Raw genomic sequence first — 18,378 nt, 5'->3', positions numbered from 1 at the left:
CTACGTCCTGGCCGTGATCACCTGGCGGACCCAAGCCGCCGTAAACGGCGCCAGTAAAACGCCATTGCGGTAATGTCCGGTTGCCCAGAGGATGTGCGGCTGCTGGGGGTCACGCTGCAAGCGGGGCGCCGGTTGGCCCACAGGCCGGGGGCGTAACCCATACCACTGCCGCTGCCAAGGTCGGCCCCGCAAAAGGGGACATAAACCGGTTGCGCGGTCCCAAAGCTGGGTTAACTGCACCGGGTCGGGCAGGGGTGGCTCGGCCGGGGAATATTCCACCGTCGCACCCACCCACACCACCCCATCCGCCTGCGGTACAATTGCTGTCTCTTGTCCATATACCACGGGATAGGTGGCCAATTCGGGACAGACCACGGCAATTGCCTGCCCCAGCACGGGTTCCAACGCAAAGGGCGCGGTTAATCCCCCAAGTTGCGTCGAACCCAAACCGGCACAGACCACCAGCCAGTCGCAGGCATGCAGGCGATCCGGCAATTGCAAGCGGATGGGTGGCCCTGGGAGGACCCGGACCACGGGCGTCTGGTAGTGTACCTGCACACCCTGCTGCTGTGCCCTGGCCAGCCACTGTTGCGTAAGCGGGATGGGCTGCACCTGCCGTTCCTGGGGTGAGAACACCGCACCGACCACCTGGGTCGTATCGAGGTGGGGAAATTGCCTTGCCACCATCTGCGGGGTGAGGGGCTGGAGTCCCCAACCCTGGCGCCGGGGTAAAAGGTTGTGCACGTGCTGCCAGGTCTGGGGGTCGTGATAAAGATGCAGAATGCCTTGGGCGTTGCCGGGGAGCGGGAGGCTGGTTTGCATTTCGCGATAGCGTTGTAAGCTGGCAAGGCGTTTGGCTGCGCCCCGCTCACTCAGAACCCCCATAAGCAAGCCCAACGCGGCGGCGGTGCAGCCCTGGGCAGGGGCGGCTTGCGCTTCAAAAACGTGAATTTCTCCCAGGCCAGCAAGTTCCTGGGCGATGGCAGCGCCAATGACGCCGGCGCCAATAATGGCAATCTGCTGGGTCACACCACCAACTGTACTTGGGAACCTTGGTCGGTTTTGCGGACTTCGAGGCGGGTTGGGAAGGCTTCTTTGAGGTTGGGCATGTGGGTCACCAGGAGAATGCAGGCGTATTCGTCAGCAATGGCGCTGATGGCGGCAATCAGCCGGTCACAGCCCTGGGCGTCTTGGGTGCCAAATCCTTCATCCACAATTAACAACTGCAAGGTGGCGCCTGCCCGTTGGGTGAGTAAGCGCGCGAGGGCCAACCGGATGGCAAAATTTACTCGGAAGGCTTCCCCGCCGGAGTAGGTTTCGTAGGGACGGGTGCCTTGGGGGTCGGCAATAAAAATGTCGAAGGTTTCGGCCAGTTGATTTTTTTGACTGCCGCTTTTGACGGGTTTTTGGGTTCTAAATTTGACGTGGAGTTGGTGGTTGGTTAGCCGCCCTAAAATGTGGTTGGCGGTGGCTTCCAATTGGGGCAATACTTGTTCAATCATCAGGGCTTGAATGCCGTTTTTGCCAAAGGCTTGGCTCAAGGCGTGATAGATTTGATATTGCCGTTGATGGTGGGCCAATTGCTGTTCGTTTTGCCGGTATTTTTCCCGTAGTTGCCCTAGTTGCTGTAGCCGTTCTTGCAAGGTGCCGCTGTGAATGTATTGGTTGTGTAATTGCTGTTGTTCGGCCTGGATTTGGGCGGTGAGGGTGGCAAGGGTGGCGCTCAGGTCGGGTAGGGCGGCCAGGGTCGCCTGGATGGCGGCGATTTGTTGCGTCAGTTCCTGCTCCCGCTGGGCCAGGTGGGCGGCGGCGGCGGCCAGGTGTTCCCATTCCTGCTGGAGGCGGGGGTATTCCTGCTGGGTGTGCTGGAGTTCCTGGTACCGCCGGGGGATGTGCTGCGCCTGCTGTAACTGCTGGCGGATGGCCTGGTGGGCGGCGGGGTCGTAGGCCAATTCGGCCAGGGATTGGGCAAGACGGTCCAGTTCGTAGCGCAGGGGTGAATCGTGGGTGGCCTGGTGTATTTGCCGGTCTAACTCCTGGGCTTTTTGTTCTAACTGCCGCAACTGTTCACAGATCAGGTGGTACTCTTTTTCGGCGTTGTGCAGTTGTGCCTGTTTGAGTTCGGCCCAGCGCCATTTTTCCACTTCCGCCCGCGCGCAGATGTGGGCCTGTTCGTCGTAGTTGAGGGCGGCAAGTTGGGTAGCCATTTGCTCGAGTTCGGGGCTGTTTTCCGGTTGGGCCAGGGCGGCTTGAAGTTGGGCAATTTGGGCTTGGGTTTGCTGAATCTGGGCCTGCAATTCCTGCTGTTGTTGCCGCTTTTGCTGGAGTTGGCCGAGCTGTTGATTGAGGGGTTCGCGGGCTTCCCACTGTTTTTTGACGTCCCGATATTCCTGCCGTAATACCTGGATTTCCCGTTCGGTGACGGTGATTTGTTCTTGGGTGAGCCAGATGGCTTCTTCGAGTTCCCGCCGTTCCTGTTCTTGTTTGTGGTGGACCCGCTGCCAATCTTCCGGGGCAAGGGGACGCTCGCACAAGGGGCAGATGGCTTCCGGTTGCTTCATTAGCTGCATTTTTTGTTCCAATTGGGCCAATTGGCTGCGATAGTGTTCTAGGCGGGCTTTGAGCTGGTCTTGGAAACTTTTGCGTTCTTTGCCTTTTTCTTCGACGTGGTCTAAATACACCTTTTTTTTGTCCAATTCGGCCAACTGCTGGGTGAGGGTCGCTGCCTGTTGCTCCAAATCCCCAAGTTGCGCCAGTTGCTGTTGCCAGTGCTGGAGTTGCTGCTGCTGGTGTTGGAGTTGGGCTTCCCGGCGGGCGCGCTGCTGGTGCTGTTCCTGGAGGAGTTGCTGGTAACGGGAAAACAGGGGTTTGTACTGTTCGGCCAGGCGGTCGAGGTGGTCGAGATGGGCGCGGGCTTGGGCCAGTTGGGCCAGGGCGGGGGCGAGGTTGGGGGCTTCTTGGCAGGTAGCGGCCAGCTCTGCCTGACGCTGGCGGCGGACTTGGTATGCGCTGTGGCAGTCCTGTTTTTGCAGTTCGAGTTCGTGGAGGCGGCGCTGGTATTGGGCCTGGAGGTGGTTGTATTCTTGTTGGAGTTGCTGCTGCTGCTGGGCTTTTTGGTTGTATGCCTCTTCCTGGTGTTGCCAGGCGATGTAGGTGTGGTAGGCCTGGGTAATTGCTTCCTGCTCGGCCAACAGGGCGGCCAGGTGGTCCAACCGCTGGCGGAGGCGTTCTTGGGTGGCTTGGTTTTGGGCTTGGTCCTGACGGAGTTGACAGCGCTGGTGTTCGAGCCATTGCTGCTGTTCGACCCACTGTTGCCGTTGCTGTTGGTGCTGTTGGCACTGCTGGAGTTGCTGGTGTAACTGCGCCAGCCGGGCCTGGGTGGCCTGAATGTCCTGTTGCAGGGCCTGGTATTCCTGGCGGATTAGGGGTTCTTGCGCCAATTCCTGGGCTTGGGTCAGCAGGGTTTGCTGTAAATGTTTCACCTGCAATTCGTGGTCGTTGGCACGTTTTTTCGCCTGTTCGGCCAATTCGTCGTAGTGGTCCAGTTGCAATAAATTCGTCAGTACCTCTTTGCGTTTGCTGGGGGTTTTGAGCATGAATTCGTCGGCGCGGCCCTGGCGGAGGTAGGCCGAATGGATAAAGGTGGTGTAATCGAGTTTCAATTCCCGGTTGATCAACTCCTGGGTCTCTTTGAGGCTCCGTTGGGTGAGGGGATGCCAGCGCCCCTGGCCCCACACCTGAAATTCCAAGCTGGTATGACCCCGGCGGCGCGCCCGGATGACCCGGTAGGTCTGCTGGCCGCAACTGAAACGAAAGTCCACTTGGGCTTCCGTACTGCCGGTGCGGATCACATCGTCGGCGCTGGCGGCCCGCGATTCTCCCCACAAGGCCCAGGTGATGGCTTCCAGCAAAGAGGATTTGCCTGCACCATTGGGGCCACAAATACACACCACATGCAGGCCGCTGAATTCTAACGTGGCCTGCCGATAACTGAGGAAATTTGTGAGGGTTAATTGCCGGGGAATCACAAAATTTGGGGTGCGGGAAAAGTTAGGCGTTGCGATACGGTTTTTCCCCATGATAGCGCAAGCTTCCTAAGGCTCCAAGCGGGGCATAGGAAGCGTGGGAAGCATATTTATGTATCAGCGTGACCGGCTGGGGGTGGGGGCAGCAATCCCAAACGTTGCAATTCCTGTTGCAATTTTTCGCCCGCAGCTGACCCCTGTTGCTGATACAAAGCGATGGCGGTTTGCCAATGGGTTTGGGCGCGACGTAAATCCCCCAAGTGACACCAAACGATGCCCAAATTTTGGTGGGCGGCGGCCAAGGTAGGGTCGAGTTCTAGGGCTTTTTGGTAGGCTTGGACGGCAGCCGGCAGTAGCTTTTGCGCCTTGAGGGTCAACCCCAAGTTGTAATAACCCGTTGCCCAGGTGGGGGCCAGGTGAACCACTTGCTCAAACAGGGTACGCGCTTGGGCCAACGCCCCCTGTTCGTGGTAAAGGCTGCCGAGGTTGGTGTAGGCCCCCAGTTTCACCAAGGGCGGGCAAGCGGTCTGGATGGCCTGTTGGTAATGGGTTTCGGCCTGTGGCCACTGCCCCTGGCGCCCGTAGAGCAAGCCCAGATGGAAATGCAGTTCGTACTGCACCATCGGTTCGGGGGGGTGCAAGGCCAATCCCTGGGTCAACCAGGTCAACGCCTGCTCCATCTGTCCTTCTGCCAGGTACAACGCCCCCAATTTGGCGCAGAGGTAGGCATCCTGGGGCTGACGCGCCGCCGCTTGGGTCAAAATCCGCATCATCCGGGCCTGTTTCTGCCGTTTCTCAATAGCAGCGGGGGTATAGCCCCAGTGCCGGAGGGCAACGGTCGCTAACTGTCCCACCCGCCAATGGGGTTCCCGCGCCTGAATCTGGGTAATGCTGTCGTCAATCAATTCGTGATACGCCCCTTGAAAATAAATATCCCGGCGGTTGCGAAACAGACGGGACACCAGGGTGTAGGGGTTTTGCTGACTGCCCAGTTCCTGGCGCACCAACTGCACCGCCAACAGGGTGGCATCCTGCACCACCTCGCCCAGGAGGGGTACTGCCTCAGGAAGCACCACCTCGTCCGCATCCAGTACCAAAATCCAATCCCCCTGCGCCAAAGACAGGGAATAGTTGCGGGCGGCGGCAAAGTCATCCTGCCAGGGAAAAAACGCCACCTTTGCCCCCATCTCCTGGGCAATCCGTACCGTATCATCCTGGGAACCCGTATCCACCACCACCACTTCCGTTACCCAATCCCGGACACTGGCCAGACAGACAGGCAACGCCTCCGCCTCATCCCGGACAATCATGCACACACTAATCGGCAGCCCCATCTTCTGTCCTCCGGCGACATGGTTTCCTAGCTGTCTTCCCTATCGCCATCGTAAAGAATGGAGAATAACCGCCGCAGGAGCGCCCAGAACAAAATTCTGCAAACCACAGCCGCCAGGGGAGTAAAACCTTCCGCTCAGCGAGGGCAATTCTCCCAACCAGAGAGTAACGCTATCTCATTGCTGATGCAGCCTGACATAACATGAATCAATCAAAAAATAGATTGATACAGAAACGTTGCATCTTAAGATTTTGAGGGTTTGTGCCAAAATGGGCATCGAGCCTCATGATACAAAGCATTGTCATTAAGGCGCTCCACTCTCATTGATAGTCATTCCCAACAAGTTTGCAACGTTCGCCTTGACCTGTAAACCCTGTCCTAGGGATACGGTGATGACCAGTGCCTCAACCTGTTGCATTTGCTTGTGAAACAACTACTTGATAATGAGCAAGACCAAGCGAATTCTTGCAGGACTGCCCTGGTGATTGGATTGTTTTACAGAACAGCTATATCTGCACCTGTTGGGAAAGACGGGCAATGATCTGGGGTTTGAGGCGTTCGTATTCCTGGCGCAGCAGATTTCTGCTCAAATCGGGCGCCGGAGCCAGGCAGGAAATTTGGCCCTGATCCGCCCATTCCTGGAGCAGGGGACGCTGAGCCGTAGCGATGGAAACCTCCAGGCGATGGCGAAATTTGCCCGGTTCCTCCAGGCTAAAAAGCAGCAGATAGTAATGGCCGATTTCTCCCAAATAGCGGCAGAGTTCCTGACCCTCAGGGCGTTTCAAATCCAGGTAGCAGGGAAGCCACCGAGGTTCCTGTTTTACCTGGTACAAGGCGGTAATCCACAGCACCATCGGGTGGGGCGAGGCCACAAACAGAAATTGGTTGTAACAGCGGTTCAATACCCGTTGGTTGATTTCCTCCTGGGGCAGCATCGCCCACAGACTGGGAATGCGGGCAGAACCGACGGGAATCAATTTGGGAAACACAATTTTTTGGATCGGTTTGTCTGGGGGCCAACTGAGCAAATCCCAGGCCTCTGCACGGCGTTCCAGGCTGGGGCCGGTGAACACCTGGGGATGGTACGTCTGGTCTGCCGGGAGGGTGGGACTGGCCTTGGGACGCAGACTTTGTTCGACGCGGTCTAACCCCTGAATGACTTCCCCCATGTTGGCGGGGCGGTCCTTGGGGTCCTTGGCCAAACAATGCTGGATTAGGCGTTCCAGTTCGGGATTGGCGGGCAATTTGGGGTTGACCGACTGGAGCGAGGGAGGCACCTGCATATGGTGCGCCCGGTACCAGGCCCCAATGGACTCGATGGGAGCTTGAATCGGCACCTGCCCCGTGAGCATCTCAAACATCATCACCCCGAAACTGTAAATGTCCGAGCGTTGATCCAAACTGCGACCTTCGAGTTGCTCCGGGGAACAGTAGGCCAACGTGCCCGTAAAATGGGAAGTTTGGTTGCTCTCGGGGTTTTCGTTGACAAATTTGGCAATCCCAAAATCGAGAATTTTCGCCAGCATCCCCAACCCTGGGTCTCTGACGACAAAGATATTGCTGGGCTTGATGTCCCGGTGCACGACGCTCCAGACCTGCCCGTCCACCACAATCCCCTGATGGGCCGCCTGTAACCCGCGGGCCACCTGCTGCGCCAAAGGTAAAAATTGTTCCAGCGTCAGGGGCTGGACATCAATCATTTCCCGCAGACTTTCCCCCTGCAAATACTCCATCACATAAAAGGGCAATTCCGTCTCGCTATCTACCCCGTAATCCGTCACGCGGACAATGTGAATACTTTTATTCCCCAGCAGGGCACAGGCGCGCGCTTCGCTGGCAAAGCGTTCTTTCCCTTTGTCGTCCATCAGGGCCTGGGAAAGAAATTTCACCGCCACAGGCACCCCCCCCAACACCGTATCGGCAGCCTGGTACACTTTACCCATGCTGCCCCGACCGACAATGGCCTGGAGCTGATAGCGTTTGGCCAATAGGCGACCGATCCAGGGGTCCTGCACCTTTGTCACGCTAATTCCCCCCTGCACCCCATTGCCTGCTCAGTGCCACTGCTTCTATCCTACACAAAGCGCTGGTTCTCAGATAGCGGATTGTGGGTGGGGGGTTCGGTCAAACCATAAGTCTGCAAAAATTCTCTTAATTGGGCATAGGAACTCCCCCAAACCGGCAACGGCGCGGTCGCGTATTTCAACTCAACCTGCCGGGGCTGCAACCACGTGGCCAATCCCGCCAACTGCAAATACTCATAGGTGGCTTCCCCCACCAATATATCCAGGTCCAGGGTGCGGGTGGCGGCCTCCAACTGGAACGCCACATTCACCGTATCGCCAATCGCTGTATATTCGGGGCGGTGACCACTGCCTGTATTGCCCACCATCGCAAACCCTGTGTTGATCCCCGTACCTATCCGCAAAGGAAACGGCAGGGGGTACTGCAAATGTAAACTGGTCGTGGTTTTGTGAATCGCCAACACGGCCTTGAGAATCCGCAACAGGTCCGACGGGTGAGGTGCATTTTGGGCATGGAGCCAGACCGCCATGACCGCATCGCCAATGTACTTATCCACCCGCGAGCCGTAGCGCTGCACAATGTCCCCCACCTGCCGAAACCAGGTGCCCACCACCTGCGCCAACAACTCCTCGGATACCTGCCGCGCTAGGGGTGTAAAATTCCGCAAGTCAATGACCACCACCGTCAACAAGGAACGCACCTTCATCTGGGAAGTCACCTGGTCCCACTCTGCCACCAACTCCGGTTTCAGGGGCACACTCAGGCGGGGCGCTTGCGAGGTAAATTGCAAGCGGGTTTGGCCGAACATTACCTCGTCCCGGTGCTGCAACCGCATGGGCACCGTCACCCGTTGCCCATTGACAAACGTGCCGTTGCGACTGCCTAAATCAACCACATAAAACTCGTTCGTTTCCAGCCGCTGGATCAGGGCATGTATCCGGGAAACCCAAGGACTACTCAAGACGATGGCTGCCCGGTCGCTCCGCCCCACCGTCCAACTCGTGCCGCCTACCAGGTTAAACGTCTCTGCTGGTTTGCCCTCCGGGGACAACCGGACAAGATGAGCCAGTGGCGCAACCGATAACGTCACGGGCGGGTTAGGACTGGGGGATAGATTGGCCATCGCTCCATTCACCCTCGATTAATATTTAAGCATAAAGTAAAGTCATCGTCCCTGATTGGTTTTTTAAAGTTATTTATTTTTCTAAATTATTTAAGTTATCTTTAGGTGCGTGTAATAACCATTCTCAGATGTGTATAGTTTACAGTTATTAATTATCAAGAAGTTCATCCTGTTCATTAGAAAGAATTATTACATTAGAAAGAATTATTAATTACATTTATTGCTAATTTCTTGCACCAGTCCCTTGGGCTATTGAAATGGGACCTTGAGCCCTGCTGGGTAAAGAGAGGTTTCCTAAGATAAGCAATTCAACGGAAACAACCGCAGGGGTCTTCCTGTCAGCAAGGGGGGCAAGACCGGTCATCCCCTGCGCCAACAGGTGTCCCAAGCGGTCAGGGTTTTTGGGGGGGGACGGTTCCCGCGCCAATCTGCCGGGAGGGCCTCCCAAGCCGCCAGCAGGGTCGGGCGTCCTAGGGGGTAGGCGGCCAGAAGTTCCCGATTTGCCCAAAACCGGTCGGCCTGCTCGGCACAAACCACTTCCCCCGCCTCCAAAAGAATTACCCAATCCGCCCAGGCGTAGGCCAAATCCAGGTCGTGGGTCGCCATCACCAGGGTTGTCCCTTGGGCATGAATCCGGGCCAGGTGCTGGAACAGGGTTTGGGTTTGCGGGTAGTCCAGATAGGTGGTCGGTTCGTCCAGCAGGAGCAACTCCGGCGCTAGGGCCATCACCCCCGCCAGCGCCACCCGGCGTTTTTGCCCCAAGCTGAGATGGTGCAACGGCGTCTGGGCCAGGTCGTGCAAATCAAAATCGGTCAGGGTCTGCAGCAGGCGTTTCCCAACAGTCGCACGGTCCAACCCCAGATTGCCCAGGCCATAGGCAATATCCTCGGCCACGGTTGCCGCCACCAATTGGTGTTCCGGGTTTTGCAAGATCAGGCCGATCCGCCGTCGCCATTCCCAGGTCAAGCGTTTTTTGGCAGGCAAGGGCTGCCCCCGCCAGGTGATGACGCCCTCTTGCACCGGATACAAGCCCGCCATCACGAGCAACAGGGTGGATTTGCCACAGCCATTGCGCCCTAGGACCACCGTTTTTTGCCCCGCCGGAATCGCCAGATTCACCTGCCGCAAACAGGGTTGGGACGTTCCCGGATAGGTATAGGTCACCGCGTGCAGTGCCAGCAAAATGCCATCCACGCCCCTAGCCAGCCAGCCGCATGTACAGTTCCCCGCCAAGCAAAGCCATGACGCCCACCAGGGCCTCCCGTTCATACCGGCAGCACCGCCGATAGGTCGCCGGTGTTTCTACCTGCACAGAGCCGTTAAACCCCCGCGCGGCCAGCCCCAGGCAAAAGCTCTGATACCGCTGGCACGACCGCACCAGTAACTGGCTGACCAACAGCCCCAGACTTTCTATCTGCCGTCGCCAGGTTCGGTCGCCCCCCCGCGCCCGTTGCGCCAGTTGCATCTGCACCAGTTCCTCCAGGGCCAAAAAAATAAAGCGGTACATCAGCAGTAGAACATCCAGCAAGGTTACAGGCAAATGCCAGCGGCGCAAAACCTGGAGCAATTCCGTAAAGGGCACCGTCAAAAGGAGAAACAGCAGACATACTCCCGTTGCCCAGCCCCGCAAAACCGCACGCAAAGCCAGGGTCACGCCCGTAGGACTGAGCGAAACCCACCAGGGACCAACGGCAATGCCTGGCGTATTCACAACCGCCGGGATGGGCGCCACCGCCACCAGCAGAGGAGGCAGACTGACGAGCCAAAACAACAGGATGCCCCCCAGCAGCCGCCCATAGACCGCCGGCGGAATCCGCGCCGCCCCCACTATCCAACGGCTCATCCACAGCCCGATTAACCCCTGGGTCAGCGGCTGCCCCACCAACGCCAGGGTCAACATCCCCAGCGCAAACCCCACCTTCTGCGTCGGCGGCAAGGGGCGCAGGGCATTGGTATAGGCATAAATATCCAGATGATGGTGCATTCCTGACCACCCGCCCCACCCTCGTCAGCCCGCGCAATTAAGGGGAATCCCGGTGCTGGGACCGCTCCTGATACCGCCCCACCACATAGCCGAGCATGCCAGCGCCCAACCCCGCCTGCACCGCAAACAGGAGCGATTCCAATTCCCCACTGGCCGGTTCTAAAACCGGTTGCACCCAGGGCTGGTAATCCGGTTGCAGCGCTTCGATGGCTTGGGTAGCCAGCGCATCGGCACCCTCAAAACTGCTCTGGCGGGCGATCAACAAGGGCAGTACCACCAGCGCCACCACCCCCACCAACAACAGCCCGTTCTGCCCCGCCGTTGATTTGGGAGAACCCTGCATCGTCCTCACGCTCCTTCTTCACGTAACGCCAAAGACGCCAACTCCGAGCGGCTATAGGTCTGGAGCCAATTCCACACCAGCACCGTCAGCAAACCCTCGCTCACGGCCAAAGGCACCTGGGTCAGGGCAAAAATCGCAGCAAATTTGGCAAAGGCAGCACCGAATCCCCCCACCGGAAACGCCAGCGCCAACTGCACCGAAGTCACCACATAAGTCACTAAGTCCGCCAAGGCCGCTGCCAAAAAGACTGCCAGCCGTTGCCGTCGGGACAACCGCATCACAACGCGATACACCCCAGCGGCCACCAACGGCCCCACCACAGCCATTGCCACCCCATTAGCGCCCAGCGTCGTCAGTCCCCCGTGCGCCAACAACAGTGCCTGGAACAGCAACACCAGCCCCCCCAGTACTGCCATCACGCCAGGGCCAAACAGGATCGCCCCCAACCCCATCCCCGTTGGATGGGAACAACTCCCTGTGACCGAAGGCAATTTCAACGCCGACAACCCAAACGCAAACGCTCCGGCCAAAGCCAACAGCAACTTAGTCTCCGGGACTTGCCGGGTGATCCGCTCCAGGGCGTAACCTCCCCAGACCAAAAACGGCAAAAAAACCACCCACCAAAAAATTGCCCAGCCCGGCGGCAAATACCCTTCCATAATGTGCATGGCCTGCGCTGGTTGGGCTGCGCCTCCCACCAGATAAACCGTTAGCCCGGCCAGCAACGCCAGGCGCCAAGCCTTCCCGATTCGCATCAATCCGTACCTCGCAGATTGGTTGACGTGACACACCCCCGGCGGGCATCCTGACTGAGGGGCGCGCGACCCCATCACAGTTGCGGGACAGCGACGGATTCTCACCGTACTTTCCCCTTTACATCCGTTGGCTGACCCCCAACGGAACCGGCGGCTTTATTAACCTAGCATCCCCTGGCTGGCTGTGGATGTGAATATTCGTAAATCCCTCAGACCACCTGTTGGTCCACCGGCGAACTGGGCGTGGCATAGGACTGCACCGGTATCCGGCCGGCCCGATAGGCCAAGCGCCCTGCTTTGACCGCCAACGCCATCGCCTCAGCCATCCGGGGAGGGTCCTGCGCCTGGGCAATTGCCGTATTCACCAACACCGCCTGCGCCCCCATTTCCATCGCCTGCGCCGCCTCGCTGGGGGTACCAATGCCCGCATCCACCACCACCGGCACCTTGGCCTGGGCAATGATGATGGCGATATTGCTGGCGTTGCGTAGCCCCTGCCCCGACCCAATCGGCGACCCCAAGGGCATCACCGTCGCACAGCCTACTGCCTCCAACTGCTGCGCCAACACCGGGTCCGCATTGATGTAGGGCAACACGGTAAACCCCTCTTTCACCAACTGCTCCGCCGCGCGGAGCGTACCCACCGGGTCCGGGAGCAAATAGCGGGTATCGGGAATCACCTCCAACTTGACAAAATTGTTCTCCTCCTGCCCCAACACCTTGGCCATTTCCCGGCCCAGACGCGCCACCCGCACCGCCTCCTCTGCCGTGCGACAGCCCGCCGTATTGGGCAACAACCACAGCTTCCGCCAGTCGAGGGCCTCCACCAACCCCACATGCCCTGCTGCCTGGGCCTGCACCCGCCGCACCGCCACCGTCACCATCTCACAGCCACTGGCGGCAACACTGGCCTGCATCTCCGCCAACGTGCGATAGCGACCGGTACCTACAAACAAACGGGAGTGAAACACCTTGCCGCCAATCACCAAAGGGTCAGCGGTCGGGGCAACCGTTGCCACCATAGGCAACCCAACCAAAGCGCAGCTCTTCTATTGTAAAGCGGAGGCGCTCAACCGAAACGTCCCCCCACGTAGGCTTGGGTTGCCTCCTGGCTGGGCTGCTGGAAAATTTTGGCCGTCAGGTCGTACTCCACCAACTGCCCCGTGCGGCTGCCTTCTTTCATCTCCACATTGAAAAAGGCCGTCATATCCGACACCCGCGACGCCTGCTGCATGTTGTGGGTCACGATCACAATCGTGTACGAATCCCGCAACTCCTGCATCAGGTCTTCGATCCGCCGCGTAGAAATTGGGTCGAGGGCCGAACAGGGTTCGTCCATCAAAATCACTTCCGGTTGCACCGCCACCGCCCGCGCAATACACAAGCGCTGCTGTTGCCCGCCAGAAAGCGCCGTCCCCGGTTTTTTGAGCTTGTCTTTCACCTCATCCCACAGCGCCGCCTGCCGCAACGCCCGTTCCACCAACTCGTCCATATCCCCCTTGTAGCCGTTGATGCGCGGCCCAAAGGCAATATTCTCATAAATACTCTTGGCAAAGGGATTGGGTTTTTGGAACACCATGCCGATGCGACGCCGTAGGGTCACCGGGTCCACCGACCGGTCGTAGATATTCTTGCCATTGAACAAAATTTGCCCCTCCAGCCGCGCCCCCTTAATAAAATCATTCAGCCGGTTAAAACAGCGCAAAAGCGTACTTTTACCACATCCGGACGGCCCAATAAACGCCGTAATCCGGTTGCGCCGAATTTTCAGGTCAACGTTGCGGAGTGCCAGAAAATTCCCGTAGTAAAAGGCATTCACAGTCGCGTGTAAGACCACCTCATGGTCTGGAATGGCACTCGATGTCCCCATAACCGACTCCTTGCAACGGCTCTATACAACAAACGAAGGTTTCCCTCACACCTGATGGCTCGGTGCAAACAAGCCCGTACCTCAATATAAGAACTTTGTCGCCCCCTGATGGTTAATGTTTGGTTAAATTTCGGTTAAAAATCCTCCGCCAGCAAAGCGCCTAACTCGGCCAGCAGGGGGTCGGCGGTAGGGGAGGGGGGCGGCGCCGGGGAACTGGGTGCGAGGTATTGCTGAATGAGGTGTTCAATTTCGGCGCGGCTGAGGGGTTGCGGTTGTCGTTGCAATTCGGCCACCGCCTGTTCCAAGCGCTGGATGCGGGTTTCTAAATCGGCAGGCGATGGGGCTTGGAGCCGTTGTTTGACCCACTCGCTAAACGACAGCCCCTGGGTTGCCAGTTCGTTTGCCAAGCGTTGTTCCCATGCCTTTTCCGCCGCCGTAAATTGCACGGTGTAGGGGGTCGTGGCCAAGGCGGCTTGGCAGAGTTCTTTGCACAGGTCGCTAAAGGGCATCTGCCGCAATTCGGCCAGGCGGTCCAACGCCTCCAGAAGGTGCTGGTCCTCCGGCGTCGGGTAAAAGGTAATCGAGCGGTTGGTGCGTTTGTTTGGGCGTTCGGTCATGGGGAGTTTAGGCCCCTTTGTCTTTACTTAACTGCACCTGTCCATAAACGTATTGTCCCAGGGCGTTGGCCGTGCGGCTGGGGTTGGCCAGATGGGGGGTGAGGCCGTATTCCTGCAGCAGGGGGGCAAAGTCGTTCCAGAAAAAGTCGCCGCCGCCGCCGGTGATGATCACATCGGTCACCTGGCTGGGAAGCCATTGCCGCACCCGCTCCCAGAGTTCCCTGGCAAAAATTTCCCGCAGCCGGGGCAAGATGAGGTCCAAATCCATCGGCTTTTCCCCGCGGGGGCGGTAGAAGCGCTTGCCGGGGGGTTGATGCACCGCTTCGATCAGGGTTAAATCTTCGCTGTTGGCGCCTTTAATCTGGGCGGCCACCTGTTCGTAAAACTGGCTCATGCCAAATTCTTCGCTGCGGGAGGTGCCCCGGGCAAAGTGGAATTTGTCCACCTTGAGCATATCGGTGGTTTGGTGGCCAATATCAATGACCGCCACGTGCAAATTGGTGAAATCCACTTTTTTCTCCGCCGTTTTGTGGCACCAGACCAGGCTGCCAAACCCTTCGGGCATCACCCAGACTTTGGTGATATTGACCGTGATGTTGCGCCCGCGGTAGCCCAGGGCGTGGGGGGCTTGCATTTGCGCCACCAGTTGCCGTTTTTCCGTGTCGAATTGCTCCTGGGACAGGTAGGGCAACCCCAGGGAAACCGCCAAATCCCCACTCAAGTCGAAGTAGCCGATGCAGGCGAAGGTTTTCACCAGGGCATCTTCCACCTTGCGGGAGCTTTTGACCCGGCCATCGCTGCGCACCCCCATGCCCAACCCCGCGCCAAAATCGGCGGCCAGATGCCCTATGGCATAAGCCCGTCCCTGGTATTCCACCCAGAGGTCCAAAAGGGGCGACCCCCCCTCAAACCGTCCCTGCCGCACCTGTTCCACGGTCATGGGGGCGACGTTGGCGGGAATGATCACCACGGCGTCCGGGTCGCTCGACACGCAGGCTTTGGTGGATGTCCGTCCCAGATCAATGCTCAAAAGGGTGGGGGAACCGGCAAATTTGGTGTAGGTCATAGCCCAAAATACCTGTTACGGCGAAACATAGCATGGAATGGCCTGGCGTCCCATTGCCCCGTTGGGATGTTAAGCTAAGCATAGCATCCTGTCGTCATTTGACCCAATCCCTGTGCGTAACCGGCAACTGACGCTCAGTTTTCCTTCTACGTTATATCTCAGTCCGGTGTTGGATTTATTGGTGGCGGATGTGCCGCCGGCCTTGTTGCCCCTGGTGCGGTTGGGCTTACAAGAGGCGCTGGTGAATGCGGCCAAGCACGGGAACCAACTCGACCCCCGCAAGGCGGTGCGGGTGCATTACGAGGGGGGGGCGGACTGGTGGTGTTGGGTGATCGAGGACCAGGGCCAGGGCTGCCCGGAATGTCCCTGTTTGCCCCAGGGGCCGGAGTGGACCTGGGAATCGGGGCGGGGTCTGTACATCTTGCATCAGGTGTTCGACCGGGTGGAATGGTGTACCCAACGCCAGCGGCTCCATTTGACCAAACGCTTAAACGGGAGCTAAGCCCAAACCGATGGGGCGGCGGTGGGCCTGGTTGCCCTTGGGGGTCGGCAGTGTGGGGGCGGTGGCGCTGCTTGTCAATCGCGGGTTGAGTGAGACGCTAACCCCGGCCCAAACCCGTGCCGATGCCCTGGGGATTGTGCTCAGTGCGGTGTTGCTGTTGACCGGCTTGCTTTGGCAGCAGGTGCAACCGGAAGCGGCGGCAGCGGTGGAATTGCAAGGCAGGCAGGGTTTGGAATTCCATCCTGATTTATCCCCGGCCCAAAAGCAGGAACTGGCCTGGCTTTCCCATACGTTGTTAACCACAACGCCGACGAAAACGGTGGTGGTTTACTACGGCGGCAAAACCTGTTTGCGGCGGGGAATTTTGGGCGCCAATCCCCAGGTGCAACCGGGGCCAATTGTGCAGCGGGTGTTGGGGCAAAAAAAGCCGGTTTATCTGGTAAATTTGCCTTTGTATCCGGGGCGGGTAGAGTTTGACTATCTGCCTGCCAATACCCAGGCGGTGATTGTGCAACCGATTGATGGGCAGGGGGTGTTGGTGGTGGGGGCGGCTGCGCCCCGCAGTTACACGCGCCAGGAGGAGGGTTGGATTGCCGCTTTGGCTGATAAACTGGCAGTGACGCTGGCAGCAGGGAGTCCATGAGGTGGTGGCTATGGGGATGCCTGGCAGGGGGCATCGCTTTGGGTGGCGGACTGGGCGTGACGCCGCCACTACCGGCGCGGCCCGTTCCGACGGTTGTCAGTCAACCACTGCGGGGGCTGCGGGTGAGCAATCGCACCAAGCACCCGCTGCGGTTGGTGTTGTTGGCGCGCAAGGGGACAGGCTACCTAGAGCCAGTCCATTGGGATTTTGCCCCGGGAGAAGGGGAGCGGGAGGGGTTGCTTTTGAGTTTGCCAGAGGGGGCTTTGGTGCTCCAGCCGGGGGATATTTTGGTGGCGTTTAGTGTGGATGGTTCCCGGCGCTACTGGGGGCCGTTTGTGGTGGGCAGTACCAGCAAACCGACGCGGGTGGGGGAAACGGGGGAATGGCAGTTGATTTTTTAGCGGCTGAGGCTACCGCCAGGAGGGGAGCACTCATGCTAGGCTAACGGCAAGACGCTGGGGGCGCAGGTGACGGACAAACTTCCGGTGGCAGTTGTAGGCGCTTCGGGGTACGGGGGGGTGCAGTTGGTGCGGCTGATCCTCGACCACCCTTACCTGGAGTTGGCCTATTTGGGGGGCGACAGCAGTGCGGGGCAGGAATTTGCCGATATTTATCCCCATCTGGGGCATTGCGTGCGGCGGGTGATTGAACCGGTGGATGTGGCGGTGATTGCCCAGAGGGCCCAGGTGGTGTTTCTTTCTTTGCCCAATGGGGTGGCGCCCAAGTTGGTGCCGGATTTGTTGGCGCAGGGGTGTCAGGTGTTTGACCTGTCTGCCGACTACCGCTTTCGGGATATGCAGGTTTACCAAACCTGGTATGGGATCGAGCGCACGGATGGGGCGGTGGCGGCCAAGGCGGTGTACGGTCTGCCGGAACTGTATCGGGAGTCGTTGGTTCATGCCACGTTGGTGGGGTGTCCGGGGTGTTATCCGACGGCGAGTTTGTTGGCGTTGGCGCCCCTGTTGCGGCAGGGGTTGGTGGCCTGGGACAGTATTGTGATTGATGCCAAATCGGGGACATCGGGGGGGGGACGGCAGGCCAAAACCCATCTGTTGCTGGCGGAGGCGGACAATTCCATCAGCGCCTATGGGGTGGCTCGCCACCGACATCGTCCGGAGATTGAACAAATTTGCGCCGATTTGGCAGGTCAACCGGTGAAGGTGCAGTTTACCCCCCATTTGGTGCCGATGGTGCGGGGGATTTTGGCGACGGTCTATGCCCAGGTGCGCGACCCCGGCTTGACCACGGAGGATTTGCTGCTTATCTACCAAGCCTTTTACCGGGAAAAACCCTGGGTGCGGGTACTGCCGCCGGGGGTTTATCCCCACACCAAATGGGCCTGGGGAACCAATATGTGTTACATTGGCCTGGAATTGGACCCGCACACGGACCGGGTGATTGTCATGAGTGCGATTGATAATTTGCTTAAAGGGCAGGCGGGACAAGCCGTCCAGTGTCTGAATATCAGCCGGGGTTGGCCAGAAACGACGGGGTTGCCGCAGTTAAGTTTTTATCCTTGAGCGCCCGTTTGTCGCCATCCCGGTCCTTGGGGGAAAATAGAGAGAATTGGCAAGCAGGGCAAAGCGGTTGGTATGTCCCGCGGGTGGCTTCCCTATGGGTGGCTGATGTTCCTACTGGTCCCGCTGCTGTTTTGGCAGGGGGGGGAGCAGAGTTTTTTGCCCTATGACGAGGGGTTGTATGTGTGGCGGGCGCGCAGCATGCTGCTATCTGGAGATTGGTTGGTGCCCCGCTCGTGGGATACGGTGCACTACCACAAGCCGCCCGGATTTTATTGGCTGTTGGCTGGCCTTTTTCACCTGGCGGGGCTGAGTGAGGCGGTGGCGCGGCTGCCGTCCCAATTGGCAAGCATGGCGACTACTTTATTGCTTTATGACCTGGGGAAGCGGTTGGTTCCGGCACCGGCGACCTGGTGGGGGGCGTTTTTGCTCAATTTGCATTTTCTCTGGTTTGCCTACAGTCGGCAGGCGACCCCGGATATGGTGACCGTGCTGTTGGGGGTAGGGGCGGTCTGGGCGCTGATCCGGGCAGAAGCAGCCTCGGAGCAACGGGGGGAATTGTGGCGGTTGGGGGC

Annotated in this window: 18 protein-coding genes and 1 riboswitch; of the genes, 5 read left to right on the top strand and 13 right to left on the bottom strand. The window is 58.7% G+C overall.

Translation table 11 applies throughout. From position 1 onward, the window contains the following. From ACWISF_RS09290 to ACWISF_RS09230, 13 genes are all read right to left on the bottom strand, one after another. Positions 1-1,029 carry an NAD(P)/FAD-dependent oxidoreductase gene (locus ACWISF_RS09290; protein ID WP_448381305.1) on the bottom strand — a complete coding sequence of 343 codons (1,029 nt, stop codon included), beginning with the start codon at positions 1,027-1,029 and terminating at the stop codon, positions 1-3. Next, a complete protein-coding gene (locus ACWISF_RS09285; protein ID WP_448381357.1) occupies positions 1,026-4,028 on the bottom strand; it encodes an AAA family ATPase in 3,003 nt (1,000 codons plus the stop codon). The genes ACWISF_RS09290 and ACWISF_RS09285 overlap by 4 nt, the downstream gene beginning before the upstream one ends. Before the next feature lie 107 nt (positions 4,029-4,135). Continuing rightward, complete coding sequence (locus ACWISF_RS09280) at positions 4,136-5,359, bottom strand: tetratricopeptide repeat protein (protein ID WP_448381304.1); 1,224 nt, start codon at positions 5,357-5,359, stop codon at positions 4,136-4,138. A 505-nt stretch (positions 5,360-5,864) separates the two neighbouring features. Further along, a complete protein-coding gene (locus tag ACWISF_RS09275) occupies positions 5,865-7,382 on the bottom strand; it encodes a serine/threonine protein kinase (protein WP_448381303.1) in 1,518 nt (505 codons plus the stop codon). Between the two features lie 50 nt (positions 7,383-7,432). Next, positions 7,433-8,506: an adenylate/guanylate cyclase domain-containing protein gene (locus ACWISF_RS09270; RefSeq protein WP_448381302.1), complete on the bottom strand. Its 1,074-nt coding sequence runs from the start codon at positions 8,504-8,506 to the stop codon at positions 7,433-7,435. A 360-nt stretch (positions 8,507-8,866) separates the two neighbouring features. Beyond that, complete coding sequence (locus ACWISF_RS09265; protein WP_448381301.1) at positions 8,867-9,700, bottom strand: energy-coupling factor ABC transporter ATP-binding protein; 834 nt, start codon at positions 9,698-9,700, stop codon at positions 8,867-8,869. Positions 9,701-9,704: 4 nt separating this feature from the next. Then, complete coding sequence (cbiQ, locus tag ACWISF_RS09260; RefSeq protein WP_448381300.1) at positions 9,705-10,490, bottom strand: cobalt ECF transporter T component CbiQ; 786 nt, start codon at positions 10,488-10,490, stop codon at positions 9,705-9,707. A 37-nt stretch (positions 10,491-10,527) separates the two neighbouring features. Next, entirely contained in the window at positions 10,528-10,833 is a 306-nt protein-coding gene (locus ACWISF_RS09255) for an energy-coupling factor ABC transporter substrate-binding protein (RefSeq protein WP_448381356.1), read from the bottom strand. 5 nt (positions 10,834-10,838) lie between these two features. Further along, positions 10,839-11,588: an energy-coupling factor ABC transporter permease gene (locus ACWISF_RS09250; protein WP_448381355.1), complete on the bottom strand. Its 750-nt coding sequence runs from the start codon at positions 11,586-11,588 to the stop codon at positions 10,839-10,841. A gap of 23 nt (positions 11,589-11,611) precedes the next feature. Then, a riboswitch (cobalamin riboswitch) is annotated at positions 11,612-11,755 on the bottom strand. Between the two features lie 42 nt (positions 11,756-11,797). Further along, positions 11,798-12,610 carry a thiazole synthase gene (locus ACWISF_RS09245; RefSeq protein ID WP_448381299.1) on the bottom strand — a complete coding sequence of 271 codons (813 nt, stop codon included), beginning with the start codon at positions 12,608-12,610 and terminating at the stop codon, positions 11,798-11,800. Between the two features lie 47 nt (positions 12,611-12,657). Continuing rightward, on the bottom strand, positions 12,658-13,458 hold the full coding sequence (gene pstB / locus ACWISF_RS09240) for a phosphate ABC transporter ATP-binding protein PstB (RefSeq protein WP_448381298.1): 801 nt from the start codon (positions 13,456-13,458) through the stop codon (positions 12,658-12,660). A gap of 134 nt (positions 13,459-13,592) precedes the next feature. Beyond that, entirely contained in the window at positions 13,593-14,075 is a 483-nt protein-coding gene (locus tag ACWISF_RS09235) for a hypothetical protein (RefSeq protein ID WP_448381297.1), read from the bottom strand. Positions 14,076-14,082: 7 nt separating this feature from the next. Continuing rightward, entirely contained in the window at positions 14,083-15,141 is a 1,059-nt protein-coding gene (locus ACWISF_RS09230; protein ID WP_448381296.1) for a ParM/StbA family protein, read from the bottom strand. A gap of 112 nt (positions 15,142-15,253) precedes the next feature. Here ACWISF_RS09230 and ACWISF_RS09225 point away from each other — a divergent pair, with 112 nt between their 5' ends. From ACWISF_RS09225 to ACWISF_RS09205, 5 genes are all read left to right on the top strand, one after another. Then, positions 15,254-15,643, top strand: coding sequence for an ATP-binding protein (locus ACWISF_RS09225; RefSeq protein ID WP_448381295.1), 390 nt, complete (start codon positions 15,254-15,256; stop codon positions 15,641-15,643). 10 nt (positions 15,644-15,653) lie between these two features. After that, positions 15,654-16,286, top strand: a complete 633-nt coding sequence (locus ACWISF_RS09220) for a cofactor assembly of complex C subunit B (RefSeq protein ID WP_448381294.1) — start codon at positions 15,654-15,656, stop codon at positions 16,284-16,286. Further along, a complete protein-coding gene (locus ACWISF_RS09215) occupies positions 16,283-16,687 on the top strand; it encodes a hypothetical protein (RefSeq protein WP_448381293.1) in 405 nt (134 codons plus the stop codon). The genes ACWISF_RS09220 and ACWISF_RS09215 overlap by 4 nt, the downstream gene beginning before the upstream one ends. A gap of 66 nt (positions 16,688-16,753) precedes the next feature. Next, complete coding sequence (argC, locus tag ACWISF_RS09210; protein WP_448381292.1) at positions 16,754-17,806, top strand: N-acetyl-gamma-glutamyl-phosphate reductase; 1,053 nt, start codon at positions 16,754-16,756, stop codon at positions 17,804-17,806. 72 nt (positions 17,807-17,878) lie between these two features. Next, a partial coding sequence (locus ACWISF_RS09205) for an ArnT family glycosyltransferase (protein ID WP_448381291.1) occupies positions 17,879-18,378 on the top strand: 500 nt, incomplete at its 3' end.

It is taken from the genome of Gloeomargarita sp. (assembly GCF_053491055.1).
This window is presented reverse-complemented; position numbering and strand designations above follow the sequence as displayed.

Excerpts from the sequence above, each read along its gene's own strand:
- ACWISF_RS09245 (WP_448381299.1), bottom strand. The coding sequence starts at position 12,610 with ATGGTGGCAACGGTTGCCCCGACCGCTGACCCTTTGGTGATTGGCGGC.
- ACWISF_RS09235 (WP_448381297.1), bottom strand. The coding sequence starts at position 14,075 with ATGACCGAACGCCCAAACAAACGCACCAACCGCTCGATTACCTTTTAC.
- ACWISF_RS09230 (WP_448381296.1), bottom strand. The coding sequence starts at position 15,141 with ATGACCTACACCAAATTTGCCGGTTCCCCCACCCTTTTGAGCATTGAT.
- ACWISF_RS09255 (WP_448381356.1), bottom strand. The coding sequence starts at position 10,833 with ATGCAGGGTTCTCCCAAATCAACGGCGGGGCAGAACGGGCTGTTGTTG.
- cbiQ (WP_448381300.1), bottom strand. The coding sequence starts at position 10,490 with ATGCACCATCATCTGGATATTTATGCCTATACCAATGCCCTGCGCCCC.
- ACWISF_RS09250 (WP_448381355.1), bottom strand. The coding sequence starts at position 11,588 with ATGCGAATCGGGAAGGCTTGGCGCCTGGCGTTGCTGGCCGGGCTAACG.
- pstB (WP_448381298.1), bottom strand. The coding sequence starts at position 13,458 with ATGGGGACATCGAGTGCCATTCCAGACCATGAGGTGGTCTTACACGCG.
- ACWISF_RS09280 (WP_448381304.1), bottom strand. The coding sequence starts at position 5,359 with ATGGGGCTGCCGATTAGTGTGTGCATGATTGTCCGGGATGAGGCGGAG.
- ACWISF_RS09220 (WP_448381294.1), top strand. The coding sequence starts at position 15,654 with ATGGGGCGGCGGTGGGCCTGGTTGCCCTTGGGGGTCGGCAGTGTGGGG.
- ACWISF_RS09270 (WP_448381302.1), bottom strand. The coding sequence starts at position 8,506 with ATGGCCAATCTATCCCCCAGTCCTAACCCGCCCGTGACGTTATCGGTT.
- ACWISF_RS09215 (WP_448381293.1), top strand. The coding sequence starts at position 16,283 with ATGAGGTGGTGGCTATGGGGATGCCTGGCAGGGGGCATCGCTTTGGGT.